General features: G+C 68.1%; 20 protein-coding genes. 17 read left to right on the plus strand and 3 right to left on the minus strand.

What is annotated here, in order from left to right; all coding sequences use genetic code 11:
• Position 1: 1 nt before the first annotated feature.
• Both ACFTZB_RS09955 and ACFTZB_RS09960 read right to left on the minus strand, forming a co-directional pair.
• Positions 2–1,246, minus strand: a complete 1,245-nt coding sequence (locus ACFTZB_RS09955) for an esterase/lipase family protein (RefSeq protein ID WP_378431352.1) — start codon at positions 1,244–1,246, stop codon at positions 2–4.
• 324 nt (positions 1,247–1,570) lie between these two features.
• Entirely contained in the window at positions 1,571–1,708 is a 138-nt protein-coding gene (locus ACFTZB_RS09960; RefSeq protein ID WP_378431353.1) for a hypothetical protein, read from the minus strand.
• A 303-nt stretch (positions 1,709–2,011) separates the two neighbouring features.
• Here ACFTZB_RS09960 and ACFTZB_RS09965 point away from each other — a divergent pair, with 303 nt between their 5' ends.
• Entirely contained in the window at positions 2,012–2,530 is a 519-nt protein-coding gene (locus tag ACFTZB_RS09965) for an OmpA family protein (protein WP_378431354.1), read from the plus strand.
• Positions 2,531–2,539: 9 nt separating this feature from the next.
• On the opposite strand, the gene ACFTZB_RS09970 is transcribed toward ACFTZB_RS09965, so the two are convergent.
• On the minus strand, positions 2,540–3,670 hold the full coding sequence (locus ACFTZB_RS09970; protein WP_378431355.1) for an NADH:flavin oxidoreductase: 1,131 nt from the start codon (positions 3,668–3,670) through the stop codon (positions 2,540–2,542).
• 138 nt (positions 3,671–3,808) lie between these two features.
• On the opposite strand from ACFTZB_RS09970, the gene ACFTZB_RS09975 reads away from it, so the two are divergent.
• From ACFTZB_RS09975 to nuoK, 16 genes are all read left to right on the plus strand, one after another.
• Positions 3,809–5,440 carry an amidohydrolase gene (locus ACFTZB_RS09975; RefSeq protein ID WP_378431356.1) on the plus strand — a complete coding sequence of 544 codons (1,632 nt, stop codon included), beginning with the start codon at positions 3,809–3,811 and terminating at the stop codon, positions 5,438–5,440.
• A complete protein-coding gene (locus ACFTZB_RS09980) occupies positions 5,437–6,849 on the plus strand; it encodes a chloride channel protein (RefSeq protein ID WP_378431357.1) in 1,413 nt (470 codons plus the stop codon). Before ACFTZB_RS09975 ends, ACFTZB_RS09980 begins: the two co-directional genes overlap by 4 nt.
• A 72-nt stretch (positions 6,850–6,921) precedes the next feature.
• Complete coding sequence (locus tag ACFTZB_RS09985; protein ID WP_378431359.1) at positions 6,922–7,821, plus strand: restriction endonuclease; 900 nt, start codon at positions 6,922–6,924, stop codon at positions 7,819–7,821.
• 190 nt (positions 7,822–8,011) lie between these two features.
• Positions 8,012–9,220 (plus strand): serine hydrolase domain-containing protein, encoded by a 1,209-nt coding sequence (locus ACFTZB_RS09990; protein ID WP_378431361.1) that lies wholly within the window; start codon positions 8,012–8,014, stop codon positions 9,218–9,220.
• Positions 9,221–9,328: 108 nt separating this feature from the next.
• A complete protein-coding gene (locus ACFTZB_RS09995; RefSeq protein WP_378431362.1) occupies positions 9,329–9,751 on the plus strand; it encodes a hypothetical protein in 423 nt (140 codons plus the stop codon).
• A gap of 218 nt (positions 9,752–9,969) precedes the next feature.
• Positions 9,970–10,329 carry an NADH-quinone oxidoreductase subunit A gene (locus ACFTZB_RS10000; RefSeq protein ID WP_015889709.1) on the plus strand — a complete coding sequence of 120 codons (360 nt, stop codon included), beginning with the start codon at positions 9,970–9,972 and terminating at the stop codon, positions 10,327–10,329.
• A 49-nt stretch (positions 10,330–10,378) separates the two neighbouring features.
• Complete coding sequence (locus ACFTZB_RS10005; protein ID WP_005574811.1) at positions 10,379–10,933, plus strand: NADH-quinone oxidoreductase subunit B family protein; 555 nt, start codon at positions 10,379–10,381, stop codon at positions 10,931–10,933.
• A 120-nt stretch (positions 10,934–11,053) separates the two neighbouring features.
• Complete coding sequence (locus ACFTZB_RS10010; protein ID WP_378431363.1) at positions 11,054–11,833, plus strand: NADH-quinone oxidoreductase subunit C; 780 nt, start codon at positions 11,054–11,056, stop codon at positions 11,831–11,833.
• Positions 11,833–13,149: an NADH dehydrogenase (quinone) subunit D gene (nuoD, locus tag ACFTZB_RS10015; protein ID WP_378431364.1), complete on the plus strand. Its 1,317-nt coding sequence runs from the start codon at positions 11,833–11,835 to the stop codon at positions 13,147–13,149. Before ACFTZB_RS10010 ends, nuoD begins: the two co-directional genes overlap by 1 nt.
• The gene (gene nuoE / locus ACFTZB_RS10020) at positions 13,146–14,066 is read left to right on the plus strand and encodes an NADH-quinone oxidoreductase subunit NuoE (RefSeq protein ID WP_378431365.1); all 921 of its coding nucleotides are present in this window, start codon (positions 13,146–13,148) and stop codon (positions 14,064–14,066) included. Before nuoD ends, nuoE begins: the two co-directional genes overlap by 4 nt.
• 1 nt (position 14,067) lies before the next feature.
• Positions 14,068–15,366: an NADH-quinone oxidoreductase subunit NuoF gene (nuoF, locus tag ACFTZB_RS10025; RefSeq protein ID WP_378431366.1), complete on the plus strand. Its 1,299-nt coding sequence runs from the start codon at positions 14,068–14,070 to the stop codon at positions 15,364–15,366.
• 111 nt (positions 15,367–15,477) lie between these two features.
• Entirely contained in the window at positions 15,478–17,979 is a 2,502-nt protein-coding gene (locus tag ACFTZB_RS10030; RefSeq protein WP_378431367.1) for an NADH-quinone oxidoreductase subunit G, read from the plus strand.
• Positions 17,976–19,328: an NADH-quinone oxidoreductase subunit NuoH gene (nuoH, locus tag ACFTZB_RS10035; protein WP_378431368.1), complete on the plus strand. Its 1,353-nt coding sequence runs from the start codon at positions 17,976–17,978 to the stop codon at positions 19,326–19,328. The genes ACFTZB_RS10030 and nuoH overlap by 4 nt, the downstream gene beginning before the upstream one ends.
• Positions 19,321–19,887 carry an NADH-quinone oxidoreductase subunit NuoI gene (gene nuoI, locus ACFTZB_RS10040; RefSeq protein WP_072940556.1) on the plus strand — a complete coding sequence of 189 codons (567 nt, stop codon included), beginning with the start codon at positions 19,321–19,323 and terminating at the stop codon, positions 19,885–19,887. The genes nuoH and nuoI overlap by 8 nt, the downstream gene beginning before the upstream one ends.
• A 31-nt stretch (positions 19,888–19,918) precedes the next feature.
• Positions 19,919–20,728, plus strand: a complete 810-nt coding sequence (locus ACFTZB_RS10045) for an NADH-quinone oxidoreductase subunit J (RefSeq protein ID WP_378431378.1) — start codon at positions 19,919–19,921, stop codon at positions 20,726–20,728.
• On the plus strand, positions 20,725–21,024 hold the full coding sequence (gene nuoK, locus ACFTZB_RS10050; protein WP_005239116.1) for an NADH-quinone oxidoreductase subunit NuoK: 300 nt from the start codon (positions 20,725–20,727) through the stop codon (positions 21,022–21,024). The genes ACFTZB_RS10045 and nuoK overlap by 4 nt, the downstream gene beginning before the upstream one ends.
• Positions 21,025–21,050: the final 26 nt, after the last annotated feature.

Here is a 21,050-nt window from a genome sequence, read left to right on the forward strand (position 1 = left end):
CTCAGCCGGACTCCGGGGCGCCCAGCCACTCGAGCAGCTTCTCGTACACCGACTCGTGGTTGAGCATCGTGAAATGGTTCGCCGGCGACAGGTGCATGCCGTCCTCGTCGCGGAAGCCGACCATCCGCGTCCGATTCCGCCCGGACGCGGACGGCACGAGCACCATGCCGTCGCCGAGCAGACGGCCGAGCGGATGTCTCGGGCTTCGCGTGATCGTCGCGGAGACGAAGAAGTACGTCACGCCGTCGAGGAGGGGGACCTCGCTGACGGCCGCGGCACGGAGGGCGTCCGGGTCGCGACCTCGCCAGTCCTCGTCGACGAGGGAGCCCTGATTCAGATCCCGGATGCCGGCGCTCCTCCGGCGCAGGAGTCCGGAGATCGCGCGCGTCTCGGGCAGTGCGGCCAGGCCGGCGCTCGCATAGTGGACGGCCTGCTCCAACGGGGCGCCCAGGTGAGGTGAGCCGAGGCTCACGACCTGCCGTACCCGCCGCACCCACGGGCGGTCGTCGAGGAAGGCGATCCGGCAGGCGCTGCGGGCGACGAGGCCGCCCATGGAATGCCCGACGAGTGCGATCGACTCGACGTCCACCGGCCAGTGCTCGGTGACCGTATCCAGAAGTTCGGACAGGCTCCTGCCGTTGTCGGAGATGTGCCTGCCGGAGTTGTAGCGGATGTGCAGCGCCGTGTATCCCAGGTCGGTCTCGAGTCGCTCACCGTAGGTCGGGCGGCCGCCCAGCGACCACGCGTCCTCGGTCTCGACGAGTCCGTGCAGGAAGACGACGATACGACTGCGGGCGTGGGGGAAGGCATCGGCGAGCGTGGACTCGTCCGCGGTGAGCGCGACTCCGCCCACCCGTATCGACAGGGGTTCGGCGAGCACGGACCCCTCCGATTCCAGTACGTCGCCGATCAGTCCCTGGATGGCGGCGATGGCCCGGGCTCCGCTGCGGGTCTGGGACGGCGGGACGTTCTCCGCCGACGGGAAGTCGAGGAACTGCCCTGCGAGGGAACCCCCGAGCCGGGCGGTACCGGCGACGAGTGCGTACACGGCGTCGGAGATCTCGTCGTGAAGCGCTTCGGCGGGCCGCGCACGGGCGCCGACGCCGAGGCGTACCCCGGCGAAGACGCGGTCCGAGACGGCGCGGTGGATGCTGCCGATGCCGCCGGCGGCGGCCCCGATTTCGTCGAGAGCCAGCCGGGCGAGTGCCCGCACCTCGGAGCGGCGTCTGATCTGCGGGCCGGTCACAGGATTTGAGTGTACGCATGTGCACTGAGATTGGCGCGTGCTGCGAAACATCGAAACTGCGCAGCGCACGCGATTATTTTGCGAATAAACCAACGGTGAAACGGAAAAGTTGATCTTGCGAATGTCGGCTCAATTGGTCGAGCGACCAATTCCGGGGAAAATGCTGGTGACGCGGATAATGAACATGTTCACGTTACGAATTTTTCATCGTGATAGGTACGTGATCGAATGACGGTTATCCTGCCGACAGCACCGCGACGGGGCTCATGCGCTCGAGCGCACGAACCCCGTCGCGGGTGTTCAAGTCTTGTGCCAGCGGAAATGCTAGCCAAGCGTGGCTGCGGCCGCCGTTGCGGCGTCTCCGCCACCGCCCAATGCGTCGGCGGAACCCGAGAAGAAGTCCAGGGCGCCGGCGAGGTCGGAGAAGGCGGAGAAGAATTCGGACAGGAAGGCGAGATCCATGCGTTTAACTCCTTGCTCGGTTGTGGGCATTTATGTCGGCGCTGAGCGGGCGCCGGATTCATTCCTACCGTTATTGAAATGAGATCGCAATCCGGAGATTTAACCGAATTGGAACGGAAGGCGAATCAACGGTTTCCGGGCAGGTGAGAAGCCTGTGTCCGCATTCACATCCACCCGATTCATCTCACGATGTGGGAGACGGGGCCGTGTTCGAATCCCGCCTTCGGGGGACGCGGGCGGGGCTATCCTCGTCCCACGACGTGTAGCGCTTTCCGGACATACGGACGTATAGGGGAAACCATCATGCGTAAGACCATCGTCACCGGCATCGCGGTCGCGGCCCTCGCGCTGCTCGGTGTGGCCGGCTGTTCCGACGACTCGAACGAGGCTCCGATCGCGACCACGACGACGTCCTCCCCGTCCGATCGGGTGGAAGGCGCGATCAGCAGTGTGCAGGCCACGGCGTCGTCCGCCGTGAACACCGCACGCGAGGCCACCCAGAACGCGATCAACTCGGCCATCGCGGCGGTCCCGATCGGATTCGAGTCGGGAACCGCCGAACTCAACGCCCTCTCGGACGTGACCGTCAAGGCGGTGGCCGCCGCGATGAAGGCGGGCGACGCCAGGATCGAGGTCGAGGCGTACGCGAGTAACTCGGACGAGGCGGCCGCCCAACTACTCGCCGACCAGCGCGCTCAGGCCGTCGCGAACGCCCTCGAGGCGCAGGGGGTCGACAAGAGCCGCATCTCGACCGAGGGCACGGCGAACCCACCCGAAGGCGTGAACGTCGATCAGGTGGAGATCACCGTCGAGGACAGCTGACCGGCGCGGTCAGTGCAGGACCGCCCGGTGCTCGTTGCTGTACGGGATGTGCTCGGCCGTCCTGCCGTCGCGGAGCTTGAGCACCCACTCCGGATCGGACAGAAGTGCGCGGCCGACGGCCACGAGATCGAACTCGCCGTTCTCGTACTGCCGGAGCAAGCGGTCCACGCCGGCGGTATTCGACGCGCCGTCCGACGTGAAGGCCGTCGTGAACACGTCGTCGAGACCCACCGAGCCGACCGTGATCGTGGGCAGTCCCGTCAACCGCTTGGTCCACCCGGCCAGCCCGAGTTCCCCGTCCTCACCGGACAGTTCGGCGAAGGCCGGTTCCCAGTGCCTGCGGGTGGACGGGTGCAGCACGTCGACACCGGCGGCGATGAGGGGCGTGAGCACGGCCGCGAGTTCGCCGGGGGTCTGCGCGATGCGCGAATCGTAGTGATTCGACTTCCACTGGGAGAACCGGTAGACGATCGCGAAGTCGTTCCCGACGGCCTCGCGGATCGCTGTGACCACCTCGACGGGGAACCGGGTGCGTGCCTCGAGGGATCCGCCGTAACCGTCGGAGCGGACGTTGGTGCGGTCCCACAGGAACTGGTCGAGCAGATAGCCGTGGGCGCCGTGCAGTTCGATGCCGTCGAAGCCCACGTCGCGTGCGTTGACGGCGGCCGCCACCCAGGCCTCGCGGAGGGTGTCGAGATCGGGCCCGGTGAATTCGCGTCCCAGCCGGGTCCCGTCCAGGGCGATCCCGGACGGGCTGGCGGTCGTCACCTCGGGGTTCAGCCGGGGCTGCGGGCCGCGTTCGACGCCCAGATGCCACAGCTGCGGAATGATCTGCCCGCCCTCCGCGTGCACCGCGTCCACCACCGACTTCCAGCCCGCGAGACTGTCCTGTCCGTAGAGGAGCGGCACCCGGGTGTGCGATCCGGCGGCCGGGTCCGGAATGTACGTCCCCTCGGTGATGACCAGACCCACCCCGCCCGCCGCACGCCGGCGGTAATACGCCGCCACGTCCTCCCCGGGAATGCCGTCGGGGGAGAAAGCCCTGGTCATGGGTGCCATCGCGAAGCGATTCCGGAGTCGGAGGGATTTGACGGCGAACGGCTCGAAGAGGCCGTCCACGGGCAGCGGTGTGTCGGTCATGCCTGTCTGCAACCGATCGCGGTTACGCACTATTCCTGCATACGACCTGCTGCGTAGTTGTAATCTGAAGTCACAGTCGACACTCGCTGCCGGCGCAGGGGCACTCGCCCGCGCCCGGTCTGACGGGAGGGTGCACTGATGGGCACGAACGACGGAAAACCTGCCGATCTGGTGCTGTTCGGTGACGTGGTCACCATGAACGACGCCGCGCCACGCGCTCGGGCGGTCGCGGTGCGGGACGGGCGGATCGCCGCCGTCGGCAACGACGCCGCGGTGTTTCCGCTGATCGGACCGGAAACGATCGCGGTCGACGTGCACCGGGCCTGCATCCTCCCCGGGTTCATCGAGGCACACGGTCACCCGCTGAACTCGGCGGTGCTGCTCGGCGAACCGGTCGTGGACATTAGGCCGGTGACCATCGCCGACGCAGGTGAAGTGGTCGACGCCGTCCGCCGTGCCGTCGACGAGCACCCCGACGGCGCCGTGCTCAACGGCTGGGACCCGCTGCTCCAGAAGGGGCTGCCGGAACCGTCCCGGGAATGGCTCAATTCCGTTGCTCCCGACACCTCTCTGGTGATCCTGCACAACACCGGTCACGTGGCGTACTTCAACGACGTCGCCGCCCGGGACGCCGGATTGTCCAAGAAGACCCCAGACCCGGAAGGCGGCAGCTTCGGCCGCGACGAGTCGGGGGAACTGAACGGTTCGGCGTTCGAGGCGCCCGCCGTGATGGCGGTGGCCGCGTCCATCCTCGCCGGCGCGTCCACCCGGCTGCCGGAACTCCTCGCCGCGGAATGCGCGCGGATGAACGCGGCAGGCATCACCACCGCCAGCGAGATGGCATTCGACCCACGCTTCCGGAGCGCCCTGACCGCGATCGCACGGTCCGGGGCGCTCACCACCCGGCTGCGGCTGTACGAGATGTCGAACCCGGAGCGCTCCACGGACGTGTCACCCGGAGTGGGCGACGACCTGCTGCGCCAGGTTGGGATCAAGATCTGGTCGGACGGCTCGCCGTGGGTGGGTAACGCGGCCACCAGTTTCCCGTACCTCGACACGGACGTCACCCGGTCGCTCGGCCTTGCCGGAACACGCGGCAAGGCCAACTACACCGCGGACGAGATTCTCGAGATCAGCACGCCGTACTTCGAGAACGGCTGGCAGATCTCCTGTCACGCCAACGGTGACGCCGCGGTCACCCTGGCCCTCGACGCGTGGGAGCGGATGCTCGCCGACTCGCCACGTGACGATCACCGACTGCGACTCGAGCACGTGGGGGCGATGACCCCGGAGCAGTTCCGCCGTGCGACCGCACTCGGCGTCACGTGCAGCCTCTTCGTCGACCACCTCTACTACTGGGGTGACGCGCTCGTCGACGACCTGTTCGGTCCTGAGCGCGGAGCACGTTGGGCCGCTGCAGCTTCCGCGATCGCAGCGGGGCAGCGGATCTCGTTCCACAACGACGGCCCGGTGACCCCGACCAACCCGTTGCGCAACATCGCCGACGCCGTCACCCGCCGCACCCGGTCGGGACGGGTGCTCGCCCCGGAGGAGCGGATCTCGGTCCCGGACGCCCTGCGCGCGGAGACGATCAACTCGGCGTGGCACCTCCGGAGCGAGGACGCCATCGGGGCGATCGTCCCCGGGCTGCACGCCGATCTCGTCGTGCTGTCGGCCAACCCGCTTCTGGTGGATCCCGACGACATCGCGGACCTCGAGGTGCTCGCCACCATCCTGGAGGGCCGGACGGTCTTCGGAAAGCTGGAGTGATCCGGGTGGCGTCCGGGTCGCGGGCTCTGCGGTCGATCGGGGCGTCCGCCGGGGCCTGGATCCGCACCGCGGGCTACACCCGCAAATGGCTGGTCCTCGGTGTCGTCATCGGTGTCGTCGCCGGGCTCGGGGCGATCGTGTTCTACATCGCGCTGTCGGAGGCGACGCAACTGCTCATCGTCGACATCGGCGGCTACCACCCGCCGACCGCGGCCGGGGACGGCGGCGCGGCAGGCAGCAGGGAGTTCACGAGACCGTGGGCGATTCCGCTCGTGGTGTGCCTGGGCGGTCTGGTGTCGGGCCTCCTCGTGTTCACCCTGGCACCCGAGGCCGAGGGGCACGGCGCCGACGCGGCGATCGAGGCCGTGCACCGGGACCCCCGCATGATCCGTGTCCGCGTCGTGCTGGTGAAGCTGGTCGCGTCGGCGATCACGATCGGATCCGGCGGGTCCGGCGGCCGTGAGGGCCCCACCGCGCAGATCTCGGCGGGGTTCGGATCGCTCCTCGCCCGCAGGCTGGACCTGTCGCCGCGGGACGGTCGCATCGCCGTGGCGATCGGCATCGGCTCCGGGATCGGCGCCATCTTCGGCGCCCCGCTCGGTGGTGCCGTCCTGTGCTGCACGATCCCGTACAGGGAGGACTTCGACTTCGAGGTGCTCGTGCCGGCGCTGGTCACGTCGATCGTCAGCTACACCGTGTTCGGCAGCGTCCTCGGCTTCGGGCCGCTGTTCGGGTACGCCGCCCAGGACTACGTCTTCGACACTCCGGCGCAACTGGTGTGGTTCGCGCTCATCGGTGTGCTCGGCGGCCTGATCGGATTGCTCTACAGCGGGACGTTCTACACGGCCGTCGACCTCACGCACCGCCTGCCGAGCAGCCGGATCGTCAAGCCGGCGGTCGGCGGGCTGCTCGTCGGACTGATGGCGCTGGTGCTGCCCGAGGTTCTGGGCAGCGGATACGGCTGGATCCAGCAGTCGATGGCCCGCGTCGACCTCGCGGCCATCCCCTTGTGGGTGGTGCTGCTGCTGCCGTTCGCGAAGATCCTCGCGACGTCGCTCTCCATCGGATCGGGCGGATCGGGTGGCATCTTCGGCCCGGGCATGGTGATCGGGGCGTTCACCGGGGCCGCGGTGTGGCGACTGCTGGAGCCGATCGCCCCGGGCGTCCCCGACAATCCGGCGCCCTTCGTCATCGTCGGCATGATGGCGTGTTTCGGCAGCATCGCCCGCGCGCCGCTCGCGGTCATGCTGATGGTCGCGGAGATGACGGGAAGCATCGGCGTGCTGGTGCCGGGGATGATCGCCGTCGGACTTTCCTATCTCATCGTGCGCCGATCGGGGAAGACGATCTACCGCGCGCAGCTCGAGAACCGGGCGGAGGCTCGGCTCGCCCAGGGTTCGCCCGGGTGACCGGGTGGGCGTCCGTGTGCCGAGTGCCCGGAGGATCCGGGTCCGTGTGCGGAGCGTTCGGTGGATTCGGGCATGCTTGTGGCCATGACTGTTCACGTTCCTCAGTACGTCGACCTCCTCTGGCCAGCGCTTCAGGCTGCCATTGCTCTCGGTGGTTCGGCGTCCAACGAGGAGCTCGACAGCGCAGTCGTTGAGCGAGAAGGTCTTTCGTCGGACGTGCAGGGCGTGCTGCACGGTGACGGTCCGAGCACCGAGATCGAGTACCGGCTGGCGTGGGCCCGCACCTACCTCAAGGGGATGGGTCTGCTCACCAACAGCCGTCGCGGGGTGTGGAGCGTGACGGAGAAGGGCCGCGAGGTCGCCGAGAGCGAGATCCGCCCGTTGCACGCCGAATTCTCCGCCGAGAACCGTAAGAAGAACGCCGCCCGCAAGTCGGCGAAGGCCGCATCCCGGAGGAACGACGAACCGGACGCCAACATCGCCGAGGCCGAGAACGACGCGGACTGGAAGGACCTGCTGCTCGACACGGTTCTGAAGATGTCGCCGCCGGCGTTCGAGCGGCTGACCCAGCGGTTGCTGCGGGAGGCCGGATTCTCGAGCGCGTCCGTCACCGATCGCGGCGGGGACGGGGACATCGAGGGCCTCGGCGTGTACCAGTTGTCGCTGCTCAGTTTCCCCGTGTTCTTCCAGTGCAAGCGCTACAGCGGCAGTGTCGGCGCCGGGGCGGTGCGCGATTTCCGTGGCGCGATGGCGGGTCGCGGCGAGAAGGGTCTGCTCATCACGACCGGAACGTTCACCGGTGACGCCCGCACGGAGTCCAAGAGGGACGGTGCCCCGCCGATCGACCTCATCGACGGCGACCGGCTGTGCGACCTGTTGAAGGAGCATTCGCTGGGGGTCCAGACCACCACGCGTCTCGTCGAGGACGTCGAGGTCAGGTCCGATTACTTCCACTCCCTCGAGCCGAAATGATGATGGTCGAGTCACCTCTCCGGATCATGGTCGAGTCACCTCCCCGGGGCCTGGGCACTCTTTCCCGTTGCGGTATGGCCACGAAGCGGTCACGCGGGCTCTGAAGCGGTGCCGACGGCGTTCTCCCGTGTGTAAAGAGGAAGTTAAATACACATGTCACTGACGTGAAGAGCGACCGAGGGAAGTCGACATGACGACCACATCGCCGTGGCCGTTGAGGCGCCGCACCGTACGGCCACCGGCGGGGATGCTGGCGGACCGTCGATTCGGGGTGCTCGTCGACCAGTTCTTCCGGCTCTTCCACGACGCAGGCCAGGGTGGCGGCGCGCTGGCCGTCTATCTCCACGGTGAGCCGGTCGTCGACGTGTGGGCCGGGTGGGCGAGCCGCGACACGTTCTGGCAGGACGACACCGTCACCCTCACGTTCTCCACGGGCAAGGGCGTCGCGTCGACCGTGCTGCACCGTCTCGCGGGACGCGGGATCATCGACTACGACGTCCCCGTGGCGCAGTACTGGCCCGAGTTCGCCGCCGCGGGCAAAGACGAGATCACGGTGCGCGAACTGCTGTCGCACCGCGCCGGGCTGCACCGCGTGCGCGGGCTCGTTCCCGGACCGCTGAGTCTGATGGACCATGGCCTGGTCAGCGCCGCGCTGGCCGCGGCGACCCCGGATCGGCGGCGGCTGAAGGCCCCCGGCTATCACGCCGTGACCTTCGGTTCGCTGGTGGCCGAAGTGGCGGCGCGCGCGGCCGGAACGCACTTCACCGATTTGGTGCGCACCGAGGTCGCCGAACCGCTCGGGGTGAAGGAATTCTGGTACGAGGTGCCCCCCGCCGAGCGGACCCGGATCGCCAGGACGTTCCCGCACATCAACCCGTTCGGCGTTCCCTGGGGTGCGACGTCGTTCGCGATGGCGCGGCTGCCCGGTCTCCGCAACGTCGCGGACGCCGGCATGCCCGCCGGTTTCGACGCTCTCGTCCGCAACCCCGCGATCCACGACAGCGTCATGCCGGGGTGGAACGGCGTGTTCAGTGCCCGCGCCCTGGCGCGCATGTACGGGGCGCTGGCCAACGGCGGAACCGTCGGCGGTGTCGAGTTCCTCCCACCCGACGTCGTGGCGCAGCTGAGCCAGGTGCAGACCACGGCCCGCGACTACGTACTGGGCATACCGATGAACTGGCGGCTCGGTTACCACGCGGGAATGGTGGCGCGCCGCAAGCAGCCGTCGAATACCTTCGGGCACTACGGGTTGGGCGGGTCGGGTGCGTTCGCCGACGCCGACACCGGCATGTCGATCGCGTTCGTCACCAACCGGCTCGGCAACATGCTGACGCCCATCGCGGATCTCCGCCTGCCGAAGCTCGGTTCCACGGCGCTCGCCATCGCGGAAAGGTTGTAGCCGGGCAGCCCCGCGGCCGCCGGTCAAACCAATTCGATGTCGACGCGCCGTTTTTCGATCGACGCGAGCCTCCGGTCTGGAAGGCGGGGGACCGGTAGCATCGTGTCCGTGACCGACGCGACCGCCCACACCAGCCGTCCTGATCGGTTGCGTGTCCTCGTCTACAGCGACGACGCGAGCACCCGTCAGAAGGTCGTTCTGGCGCTGGGGAAGCGTCCGCACCCCGACCTTCCGGAGCTGGAGTACGTCGAGGTGGCGACGGCGCCCGTGGTGATCCGGGAGATGGATGCCGGCGGTATCGACCTGGCCGTCCTGGACGGCGAGGCGGTGCCCGCGGGCGGGATGGGGATCGCCAAGCAGTTGAAGGACGAGATCGACGAGTGCCCGCCGATCCTGGTCCTGACCGGACGTCCCGACGACGCCTGGCTCGCCAGCTGGTCGCGCGCCGAGGCCGCGGTGCCGCACCCGCTCGACCCGATCCGGTTGTCCGAAGCGGTCATAGCGCTGCTCCGCACCCGACTCTCTGCTTAGGGTCTCCTGACTTCCGATTCGGCCGCCGGAAGGCGCATCGAGCGCCTGTCCCGCAGCGGTTTTCCGCATTTTCAGATCGCCTGGAACTCGCTCGGTCAAATCGGCCGGGCCCGACGACTTCCCTTGTACGCTGTGGCATAACTCACAAGAGCGTAGCTTCGGAAACGACCGCCCGGGAATCGGGCGGACAGGCTCGGGAAGAGGGGAGCTGAGACGGCATGAATGTCTACGTGCCGATCCTCGTGCTCGGGGCGATCGCGGTCGCGTTCGCGGTGTTCTCCGTGATCGTGGCGAGGATCGTCGGTCCGAGACGGTACAACCGTGCCAAGCTCGACGCCTACGAGTGCGGGATCGAGCCGACGTCCTCGCCGCTGGGCGCGGGGCGCATCCCGGTGAAGTACTACCTGACGGCCATGCTGTTCATCATCTTCGACATCGAGATCGTGTTCCTCTATCCGTGGGCTGTGCACTTCGACGCCCTCGGCTTCTTCGGTCTCGGGGCCATGGCCCTGTTCATCTTCAACGTCTCCGTCGCCTACGCGTACGAGTGGCGGCGTGGCGGTCTCAGTTGGGACTGATCGGTCCTGCCAGCGATCCAAAAGCTAAGTCGGAAGAGAAGAGTCGGATATGGGCATCGAGGAGAAGCTGCCGAGCGGCTTCCTGCTGACCACGGTCGAGGGGCTTGCGGGTTACGTCCGCAAGGGCTCGCTGTGGCCCGCCAGTTTCGGGCTCGCGTGCTGTGCGATCGAGATGATGGCCACCGCAGGCGGACGCTTCGACATCGCCCGCTTCGGTATGGAGGCGTTCCGGGCCTCACCCCGGCAGGCCGATCTGATGATCGTCGCCGGCCGGGTGAGCCAGAAGATGGCGCCGGTGCTGCGGCAGATCTACGACCAGATGGTGGAGCCGAAGTGGGTGCTGGCGATGGGCGTGTGCGCGTCGTCGGGTGGGATGTTCAACAATTACGCGATCGTGCAGGGTGTCGACCACATCGTCCCTGTCGACATCTACTTGCCGGGGTGCCCGCCGAGGCCCGAGATGCTGCTGAACGCGATCCTCGCGCTGCACGAGAAGATCCAGCAGATGCCGCTCGGTGTTCACCGCGAGGAGGTGGCGCGTGCGGCGGAGCAGGCCGCCCTGGCCGCCACCCCCACCATCCAGATGAAGGGCCTGCTCCGGTGACGGCCTGCATGGGCCGAGGTCGTGCGGCGAGGGCCCGGAGCTGTGCGGCGAGGGAGCGGAGCGAGCCGAGCAAGTGCCGGAGCCGTGCGGTCTGGACTGAGGAACGAGGGAGCGTAGCGAGTGAGTGACGAGGGAAGACCGCACGATCAAGCTCCGGCACCCGCGAGCGAAGCGAGCCAGACCAACACAGGAAGACCGCACGACCAAGCTCCGGCACCCGCGAGCGAAGCGAGCCATGTCCCAGAGCAGATCGGTGTGCGTAGGGGTTTGTTCGGGGTGCGGGGTAGTGGGGATACGTCGGGGTATGGGCGGTTGGTGCGTCCGGTGTTGTTGCCGGGGAGTACGCCGCGGCCGTTCGGCGGGTATTTCGACGAGGTGGCGGATGGGTTGGGGGCGGCGCTGGCGGAGTCGGGGGTGGGCTTCGAGGTGGCGGTGGAGTCGGTGGTGGTGTTTCGGGGTGAGGTGACGTTCGGTGTGCGGCGTGAGTTCTTGGTGCCGGTGGCGCGGGCGTTGCGGGATGAGCCGGATTTGCGGTTCGAGATGTGTCTGGGTGTGAATGGTGTGCATTTCCCGCAGGATGCGGGCCGCGAGTTGCATGCGGTGTATCCGTTGTTGTCGATTACGCACAATCGGCGGATCCGTCTGGAGGTGGCGGTGCCGGATGCGGATCCGCATATTCCGTCGTTGTACGACGTGTATCCGACGAATGATTGGCACGAGCGGGAGACGTTCGACTTTTTCGGGATCGTGTTCGACGGTCATCCGTCGTTGACGCGGATCGAGATGCCGGATGACTGGCCGGGTCATCCGCAGCGGAAGGATTATCCGCTCGGCGGTATTCCCGTCGAGTACAAGGGCGCGGAGATCGCGCCGCCGGACGAGCGGCGGGGGTACAGCTGATGAGTGAGGACACGGTGTTCACGGTTGCCGGTCAGGATTGGGACGAGGTTGTCGATGCGGTGAAGGCGGCGTCGGAGGATGCGGGTTCGGGGAGCGGCGAGGAGCGCATCGTCGTGAATATGGGTCCGCAGCATCCGTCGACGCACGGGGTGTTGCGGCTCATCTTGGAGATCGAGGGGGAGACGGTCACGGAGGCCCGGTGCGGTATCGGTTATCTGCATACGGGGATCGAGAAGAACCTGGAGTTTCGTAGCTGGACGCAGGGCGTGACGTTTGTGACGCGGATGGATTATCTGTCGCCGTTTTTCAACGAGACGGCGTATTGCCTGGGTGTGGAGAAGTTGCTGGACATCACGGAGCAGGTGCCGGAGCGGGCGAGTGTCGTCCGGGTGATGTTGATGGAGTTGAACCGCATTTCCTCGCATCTGGTGGCGCTGGCCACGGGCGGGATGGAGTTGGGTGCGGTGACCGCGATGCTGTTCGGTTTCCGGGAACGTGAGTTGGTCCTGGATGTGTTCGAGTTCATCACGGGGTTGCGGATGAATCATGCGTATATCCGGCCGGGTGGGTTGTCGCAGGATCTGCCGGAGGGGGCGGTGGAGAAGGTCCGCGAGTTGCTGACGCTGCTGCCGGAGCGGTTGCGGGACATGGAGAATCTGCTGAACGACAACCGCATCTGGAAGGGCCGCACCGAGGGTATCGGGTATCTCGACCTCACGGGGTGCATGGCGCTGGGGGTGACGGGTCCGATGCTGCGTGCGACGGGTCTGCCGCACGATCTGCGGAAGTCGCAGCCGTATTGCGGGTACGAGAATTACGAGTTCGAGGTCAGCACCGACACCGGGTGCGACGCGTACGGCCGCTACCTGATCCGGGTCGACGAGATGAAGGAGTCGCTGAAGATCGTCGAGCAGTGTCTCGACAGATTGCGGCCGGGGCCGATCATGGCGGAGGACAAGAAGATCGCGTGGCCTGCGGATCTGACGTTGGGCCCCGACGGTCTGGGTAATTCGCCGGAGCATGTCCGCGAGATCATGGATTCGTCGATGGAGTCGCTGATCCATCATTTCAAGTTGGTGACGGAGGGTTTCCGGGTGCCGCCGGGCCAGGTGTATGTGGCGGTGGAGTCGCCGCGGGGTGAGCTCGGGGTGCACATGGTGAGCGACGGCGGCACGCGCCCGTTCCGGGTGCATTTCCGGGATCCGTCGTTCACGAATCTGCAGTCGGTGGCGGCCACGTGTGAGGGCGGCATGGTGGCGGATGTGATTGCCGCGGTCGCGAGCATCGATCCCGTCATGGGGGGAGTGGATCGATGACCGAGCGAGCCGCACCGGCGCAACCACCTGTTTTCATCGAGTTCGGGCCTCGGCCGGAGGAGAACGGACGGCTGGTGCGGCCGGGTGCGCGGGAGGAGTATCCGCCGGAGATCCGGGCGCGGCTCGACGCCGACGCCGACGTCGTCGTCGCGCGGTACCCGAATTCGCGTTCTGCGCTGCTGCCGCTGTTGCATCTGGTTCAGGCGGAGGACGGGTGCATCACGCCGGCGGGGGTCGAATTCTGTGCCGGCCGGCTGGCGTTGACGGGCGCCGAGGTGGCCGCGGTGGCGACGTTCTATTCGATGTACCGGCGCGAGCCGACGGGCGACTATTACGTGGGGGTGTGCACCAACACGTTGTGCGCGGTCATGGGTGGCGACGCGATCCTCGCCGCGCTGGAGGAGCATCTCGATCTGCCGCACGGCGGCACGTCCGCGGACGGCAAGGTGACGCTGGAGCACATCGAGTGCAACGCCGCGTGCGATTACGCCCCGGTGGTGATGGTGAACTGGGAGTTCTTCGACAATCAGACCCCGGAGTCGGCCCGCTCGCTCGTCGATTCCCTGCGGTCGGGGGAGCGGGTGTCGCCGAGCCGCGGCGCGACGCTGTGCACGTTCCGGGAGACCGCCCGCATTCTCGCCGGGTTCCCCGACGAGCGTCCCGGTGTGCTGGAGGAGGGCGCCGCCGGCGACGCCACGCTGGCGGGCCTGCGCGTTGCGCGGGAACGAGGGATGACGGCGCCGGATCCGGCGGAGACGTCCCTCGTCCCGGAGCCGCGGTCGCGGGACACCGAGGCGGTGGCGGCGGAGTCGACGAAGGACGAGCCTGCGCCTGCCCCGTCGGCGACGGTGCCTCCGGATCGGTCCACCTCCGAAACGAACCCGGCCGCCACCGACCCCGGACGGAAGGGAGACTGACATGCCGCTGACCCCGGTCCTGAGCCGCTATTGGGACGAGCCCGAGTCCTGGACCCTCGACACGTACCGTCGCCACGACGGGTACGAGGGCCTGCAGAAGGCGCTGCGCATGGACCCGGACGAGGTCATCGCGACGGTCAAGGAGGCCGGACTGCGCGGCCGCGGCGGTGCCGGGTTCCCGACCGGCATGAAGTGGTCGTTCATCCCGCAGGGCGACGACAAGCCGCATTACCTCGTGGTCAACGCGGACGAGTCCGAACCGGGCACCTGCAAGGACATGCCCCTCATGCTGGCAACGCCGCACGCGCTCGTGGAGGGCGTCATCATCGCGGCGTACGCGATCCGCGCCGGGCATGCCTTCATCTACGTGCGCGGCGAGGTGGTGCCGGTGCTGCGCCGGCTGCAGGCCGCGGTCGCGGAGGCGTACGCGGCGGGCTACCTCGGCAAGAACATCCTGGGCACCGGCTTCGACCTCGAGTTGGTCGTGCACGCGGGTGCCGGGGCGTACATCTGCGGTGAGGAGACGGCGCTGCTCGACTCGCTGGAGGGGCGCCGCGGCCAGCCCAGGCTGCGTCCGCCGTTTCCCGCGGTGGCCGGTCTCTACGCGTCCCCGACCGTCGTCAACAACGTCGAGTCGATCGCGAGCGTCCCGCCGATCATCGTGAACGGCATCGAGTGGTTCCGCTCGATGGGCAGCGAGAAGTCGCCCGGGTTCACCCTCTACTCGCTGTCCGGGCACGTGACCGCACCCGGACAGTACGAGGCGCCACTGGGAATCACGTTGCGGGAGTTGCTCGGGTATGCGGGCGGCGTCCGCGCCGGGCACCGGTTGAAGTTCTGGACACCGGGCGGTTCGTCGACGCCGATCTTCACGGACGAGCATCTCGACGTCGCCCTCGACTACGAGGGGGTCGGTGCCGCCGGGTCGATGCTGGGCACCAAGGCCCTGCAGATCTTCGACGAGACCACGTGCGTGGTGCGCGCCGTGCTCCGCTGGACCGAGTTCTACGCGCACGAGTCGTGCGGCAAGTGCACGCCCTGCCGGGAGGGCACCTATTGGCTGGTGCAGATCCTGGAGCGGCTCGAGCGGGGGGAGGGGACCGATGCGGATCTGCAGAAGTTGCTCGACATCGCGGACAACATCCTCGGCAAGTCGTTCTGCGCTCTCGGTGACGGTGCGGCGAGCCCGATCATGTCCTCCGTCAAGTACTTCCGCGACGAGTACCTCGCGCACTTCGAGCAGGGCGGCTGTCCGTTCGACCCGCATCAGTCCACCCTCATGGCTGGAGTGGACGCATGATGTGGCACCGGGGCGATGCGCGAGCCGTGACTCGGCGGCGGGGCGATGCGCGAGCTGTGACTCGGCGCCGGGGCCGCGCGGTCTGGACCGAGGAGCGAGGGAGCGCAGCGAATGAGTGACGAGGGAAGAGCGCGCGTGAAAGCCCCGGTGCCCGCGAGCGGAGCGAGCCGTGACTCAGCCCCGGCGCTTGCGAGCGGAGCGAGCCCTGACGGAGTCAGCATCACTATCGACGGGGTGGAGGTGAGTGTTCCCAAGGGCACGTTGGTGATTCGTGCGGCGGAGATGATCGGCATCCAGATTCCGCGGTTCTGTGATCATCCGCTGCTCGACCCGGTGGGCGCGTGCCGTCAGTGCCTCGTGGATGTGGAGGGGCAGCGGAAGCCGCTCGCGTCGTGTACCACGACTGTCACGGACGGCATGGTGGTGCACACCCAGCTGACGTCGCCGGTGGCGGACAAGGCGCAGAAGGGGGTGATGGAGTTGTTGCTGATCAACCATCCCCTGGATTGTCCGGTGTGCGACAAGGGCGGTGAGTGCCCGTTACAGAATCAGGCGATGTCCAACGGGCGCGCGGAGTCGCGTTTCGGGGAGATCAAGCGCACGTTCCCCAAGCCGATTCCGCTGTCCACGGAGGTCCTGCTGGACCGGGAGCGGTGTGTGCTGTGCGCGCGGTGTACCCGGTTCTCCGAGCAGGTTGCGGGGGATCCGTTCGTCGAGCTGATGGAGCGGGGTGCGCTGCAGCAGGTCGGGATCTATGCGAAGGAACCGTTCGAGTCGTATTTCTCCGGCAACACCGTCCAGATCTGCCCGGTGGGCGCGCTGACGGGTACCGCGTACCGGTTCCGGGCCCGCCCGTTCGATCTGATCTCCAGCCCCAGTGTGTGCGAGCACTGTGCGAGCGGGTGCGCCCAGCGCACCGATCATCGGCGGGGCACGGTGTTGCGGCGGCTGGCGGGCGACGATCCCGAGGTCAACGAGGAATGGAATTGCGACAAGGGGCGGTGGGCGTTCGCGTACGCCACCCAGCGCGACCGGATCACCACTCCACTGGTCCGCGGCGACGATGGCACGCTGGCGCCCGCATCGTGGTCGGAGGCCCTGGCAGTCGCGGCGCGGGGACTGACCGCTGCACGGGGCAGCGCGGGTGTTCTCGTCGGCGGTCGGTCCACGTGGGAGGACGCCTACGCGTACGCGAAGTTCGCGCGAATGGCGCTCGGCACCAACGATATCGACTTCCGCAGTCGCGCGCACTCCGGTGAGGAGGCCGACTTCCTGGCGGCCCGGGTGGCGGGGCAGCGACTCGCGGTCACCTACGACGATCTCGACGCCGCGCCGGTCGTCCTCCTCGCCGGGTTCGAGCCGGAGGAGGAATCACCGATCGTGTTCCTCCGCCTGCGCAAGGCGGCGCGCACGAAGGCCGTTCCGGTGTACTCGATCGCCCCGTACACGTCCCGCGGCCTCGAGAAGGTGTCCGGCAGACTGTTGCGGGCCGCGCCGAATGCGGAACCGGAGGTCCTCGACGGACTCCGCACGGGCGAGGTGGATCCGGGGGTCACGGAGTTGCTTCGCCGACCGGGTGCGGTCGTCGTGGTGGGGGAGCGGCTCGCCGCGGTGCCGGGGGCACTGTCCGCCGCGGTCCGGTTGGCCGACGCCACCGGGGCCCGGCTGGCCTGGGTGCCGCGACGGGCCGGTGAACGCGGCGCACTCGAGTCGGGCGCGCTGCCCGGACTGCTCCCGGGTGGCAGGCCGGTGGGCGATACCGAGGCCCGTCGGCAGGTCGCGCACGTGTGGAATGTCGCGGATCTACCGGACACCGTGGGCCGCGACACCGCGGGCATCCTCGCTGCCGCCGAATCGGGGACGCTGGGGGCGCTGGTGATCGGCGGTGTGGAGATCGACGACCTCCCCGACCCGCAGGCCGCGTCGGCGGCCGTCGAGGCGGCCGGGTTCGTCGTGAGTCTGGAACTGCGCCACAGTGCGATCACCGACCGCGCGGACGTGGTGTTCCCCATCGCACCGGTCATGGAGAAGCCGGGTACCTTTCTCGACTGGGAGGGCCGCACACGGGATTTCGACGCCGCCCTCCGCGGTACCGGGGCGATGCCCGATCAGCGGGTGCTCCACGCGATCGCCGGCGAAATGGGGGTCGCGCTCGGTCTTCCCGACGCGGCGACCGCACGGCGGGAACTCGAGCGGCTCGGCGCCTGGGACGGGGACTTCCCGGATCCGCCCGACGTCCCGCAGTCCCCACGGCGGGAACCCGGTCCGGGGCAGGCGGTGCTCGCCACGTGGCGGATGCTGCTCGACTCGGGGCGGATGCAGGACGGGGAACCGCACCTGGCGGGCACGGCGCGTACCCCGGTCATGCGGATGTCCGCGGCGTCGGCGGCCGAGACGGGTGCCGGCGACGGAGATCCGGTCACCGTCTCGACGGAACGAGGCGAGGTGACGTTGCCGTTGGTGATCACCGACATGCCGGATCGGGTGGTGTGGCTGCCGCTCAACTCGCCCGGCTCCGCGGTCTACCGGCAACTGGCTGCCGGGGCGGGAACCATCGTGACCGTTCGCCGCCAACCCGGCATCAACGGGATCGCCCCGGGAGGTGCGCTGTGACGATCGCGGCCGTCTACCCCGACCCGGCACTGTTCGGGCACGACCCGTGGTGGCTGGTTCTGGGCAAGGCGCTGGCCGTCTTCGTGTTCCTCGTCCTCACCCCGCTTCTGACGATCCTGGCCGAACGCAAGGTCATGGCCTGGATGCAGATGCGCGTCGGCCCGAACCGGGTCGGCCCGCGGGGCATGCTGCAGAGCCTCGCCGACGGCATCAAGCTCGCCTTGAAGGAGGGAATCGTCCCGAAGGGTGTGGACAAGCCGATCTACATCCTCGCGCCGATCATCGCCGCGGTGCCCGCGTTCATGGCGTTCGCGGTGATCCCGTTCGGCCCGGCGGTGTCGATCTTCGGGCACTACACGCCGCTACAGCTGACGGACCTGCCGGTGGCCGTGCTCTACGTCCTCGCCGCCACGTCGATCGGCGTCTACGGCATCGTGCTCGCCGGCTGGGCGTCCGGCTCCACGTACCCGCTGCTGGGGGGTCTGCGCTCGACGGCGCAGGTGATCTCGTACGAGATCGCGATGGCATTGTCGTTCGCCGCCGTCTTCCTGGACGCCGGAACGATGTCCACGTCGGGCATCGTCGCCTCCCAGGAGCACACCTGGTACGTCTTCCTGCTGCTGCCGTCGTTCCTCATCTACGTCACCTCGATGGTGGGTGAGACCAACCGGGCGCCCTTCGACCTGCCCGAGGCCGAAGGTGAACTGGTGGGCGGGTTCCACACCGAGTACTCCTCGCTGAGTTTCGCGATGTTCATGCTCGCCGAGTACGTGAACATGGTGACGGTCTCGGCGCTCGCCACCACCCTGTTCCTCGGCGGCTGGCACGCACCGTTCCCGCTCAGCCTGTGGGACGGCGCGAACTCCGGTTGGTGGCCGGTGCTGTGGTTCACGCTGAAGGTCTGGGGTTTCCTGTTCGTGTTCGTCTGGTTGCGGGCCACGCTGCCCCGGCTCCGGTACGACCAGTTCATGGGTCTCGGCTGGAAGATCCTGATCCCGATCTCGCTGGTGTGGGTCATGATCGTCGCCACCGTCCGGGCCTTCCGCAACGAGGGTTACGACACGAGGACGATCACCCTCGTCGTCGCGGGCCTCGTCGTGGCCCTCGTCGTGGTGGCGCTGCTGTGGAAGCGCCTGCGCCCGGGCCGCGTTCGCGCACCCGAGAAGCCGGTCGAGCCGCGCGACCGCGCCGAACCGTCCCCCGAGACACTCGAACCGTTCGACCCCATGGCCGGCGGATATCCGGTGCCGCCGATGCCGGGGCAGACGCTGCCCGCGTTCCGGCGCACGCCCGTCTCCGTCACCAGCGCGCACTCCACCGGATCGACCCAGGAGAACAGCGATGACTAAATTCCTCGGCCCCATAGCGGGATTCGGCGTGACCTTCTCCACGATGTTCAAGAAATCGAACACCGAGTTCTACCCGGAGGAGAAGACGCCGACGGCACCCCGCTATCACGGCAGGCATCAGCTCAACCGGTACGCGGACGGGCTGGAGAAGTGCATCGGGTGCGAACTGTGTGCCTGGGCGTGCCCCGCCGACGCCATCTTCGTCGAAGGCGCCGACAACACCGACGAGGAACGCTTCTCGCCCGGCGAGCGGTACGGCCGGGTGTACCAGATCAACTACCTGCGCTGCATCGGGTGCGGGCTGTGCATCGAGGCGTGCCCGACACGGGCGCTGACCATGACCAACGAATACGAGATGGCCGACGACAACCGGGCGGGCCTGATCTACGAGAAGGATCGGCTGCTGGCCCCGCTCGAGTCCGGCATGGTCGATTCGCCGCACCCGATGGCCCCGGGAACCACAGCCGAGGACTACTACCGCGGCACGGTGACCGGGGGAGCGGCGCCCGCGTCGCAGGACGAGTCCGAGGCGGACGACACGGCGGGGGACAGGCCGTGATCGAGGGAGGAGAGCCGACGTGACGAACACGATGCCGGCCGCGGTCCACCTGGTCGCGGAACCCTTCACCCAGACCTCGACCGGCGAGGGCGTGCAGTTCTGGGTCCTCGCGACCGTGGCGGTGATCGGCGCGCTCGGAGTGGTCAGCGCGACGAAAGCCGTCTACTCGGCGATCTTCCTCGCCACGACCATGATCATCCTGGCCGTGTTCTACATCGCCCAGGGTGCGCTGTTCCTCGGAGTCGTGCAGATCGTGGTCTACACCGGCGCGGTCATGATGCTGTTCCTGTTCGTGCTCATGCTCATCGGCGTCGATTCCTCCGAATCGCTCGTCGAAAACCTGCGCGGTCAGCGGGTGGCCGCGATCGCGGCCGGGCTGGGGTTCGGACTCCTGCTGATCGGCGGCCTCGGAAGTGCGTCGGTCTCCGCGTTCACCGGTCTCGACGAGGCCAACGCGGCGGGCAACGTCCAAGGGCTGGCCGAACTCGTCTTCGTCCGGTACGTGTGGGCCTTCGAACTGACCGGCGCCCTGCTGATCACCGCCACGATCGGCGCCATGGTGCTGGCCCACCGCGAACGGTTCGAGCGGCGCAAGGACCAGCGCGAGCTGTCCCAGGACCGTGTTCGCGAGGGTGCCCGGGTCACGCCGCTCCCCAGTCCCGGGGTCTACGCGCGGCACAACGCCGTCGACATCCCGGCGCTGCTGCCCGACGGCACGTTCTCGGACCTCTCCGTCAGCCGGTCGCTCGACCGGCGGCCGAGCATGCCCGCCCGGGCGCTGGGCACCGCGGACGTCGCGGCCCCCGAACCCGCCGCGACCGAAGACGGGGGTGGGCGATGAACCCCGAGAACTACCTGTACCTGTCGGCGTTGCTGTTCACGATCGGTGCCGCCGGGGTGCTGATCCGCCGCAACGCGATCATCGTGTTCATGTGCATCGAACTGATGCTCAACGCCTCGAATCTGGCGTTCGTGACGTTCGCCCGGATGCACGGCAACCTCGACGGGCAGGTCTTCGCGTTCTTCACCATGGTCGTCGCGGCGGCCGAGGTCGTCGTCGGTCTGGCGATCATCATGACCATCTTCCGTTCCCGCCGTTCGGCTTCCGTCGACGACGCCAACCTCCTCAAGAACTGACGGGTCCCCGATGACGCACATCCTCG

The sequence above is a fragment of the Rhodococcus sp. NPDC057014 genome, from assembly GCF_042673295.1.
Taxonomy (GTDB): domain Bacteria; phylum Actinomycetota; class Actinomycetes; order Mycobacteriales; family Mycobacteriaceae; genus Rhodococcus_F.

Bases quoted from the DNA above. Each gene is read 5' to 3' on its own strand.
- ACFTZB_RS10005 (WP_005574811.1), top strand. From the start codon at position 10,379: ATGGGCATCGAGGAGAAGCTGCCGAGCGGCTTCCTGCTGACCACGGTC.
- ACFTZB_RS09960 (WP_378431353.1), bottom strand. From the start codon at position 1,708: ATGGATCTCGCCTTCCTGTCCGAATTCTTCTCCGCCTTCTCCGACCTC.
- ACFTZB_RS09970 (WP_378431355.1), bottom strand. From the start codon at position 3,670: ATGACCGACACACCGCTGCCCGTGGACGGCCTCTTCGAGCCGTTCGCC.
- ACFTZB_RS10000 (WP_015889709.1), top strand. From the start codon at position 9,970: ATGAATGTCTACGTGCCGATCCTCGTGCTCGGGGCGATCGCGGTCGCG.
- nuoI (WP_072940556.1), top strand. From the start codon at position 19,321: ATGACTAAATTCCTCGGCCCCATAGCGGGATTCGGCGTGACCTTCTCC.
- nuoD (WP_378431364.1), top strand. From the start codon at position 11,833: ATGAGTGAGGACACGGTGTTCACGGTTGCCGGTCAGGATTGGGACGAG.
- ACFTZB_RS10030 (WP_378431367.1), top strand. From the start codon at position 15,478: ATGAGTGACGAGGGAAGAGCGCGCGTGAAAGCCCCGGTGCCCGCGAGC.
- nuoK (WP_005239116.1), top strand. From the start codon at position 20,725: ATGAACCCCGAGAACTACCTGTACCTGTCGGCGTTGCTGTTCACGATC.
- ACFTZB_RS09975 (WP_378431356.1), top strand. From the start codon at position 3,809: ATGGGCACGAACGACGGAAAACCTGCCGATCTGGTGCTGTTCGGTGAC.
- nuoE (WP_378431365.1), top strand. From the start codon at position 13,146: ATGACCGAGCGAGCCGCACCGGCGCAACCACCTGTTTTCATCGAGTTC.
- ACFTZB_RS09985 (WP_378431359.1), top strand. From the start codon at position 6,922: ATGCTTGTGGCCATGACTGTTCACGTTCCTCAGTACGTCGACCTCCTC.
- ACFTZB_RS09965 (WP_378431354.1), top strand. From the start codon at position 2,012: ATGCGTAAGACCATCGTCACCGGCATCGCGGTCGCGGCCCTCGCGCTG.
- nuoF (WP_378431366.1), top strand. From the start codon at position 14,068: ATGCCGCTGACCCCGGTCCTGAGCCGCTATTGGGACGAGCCCGAGTCC.
- ACFTZB_RS10045 (WP_378431378.1), top strand. From the start codon at position 19,919: ATGCCGGCCGCGGTCCACCTGGTCGCGGAACCCTTCACCCAGACCTCG.
- ACFTZB_RS09990 (WP_378431361.1), top strand. From the start codon at position 8,012: ATGACGACCACATCGCCGTGGCCGTTGAGGCGCCGCACCGTACGGCCA.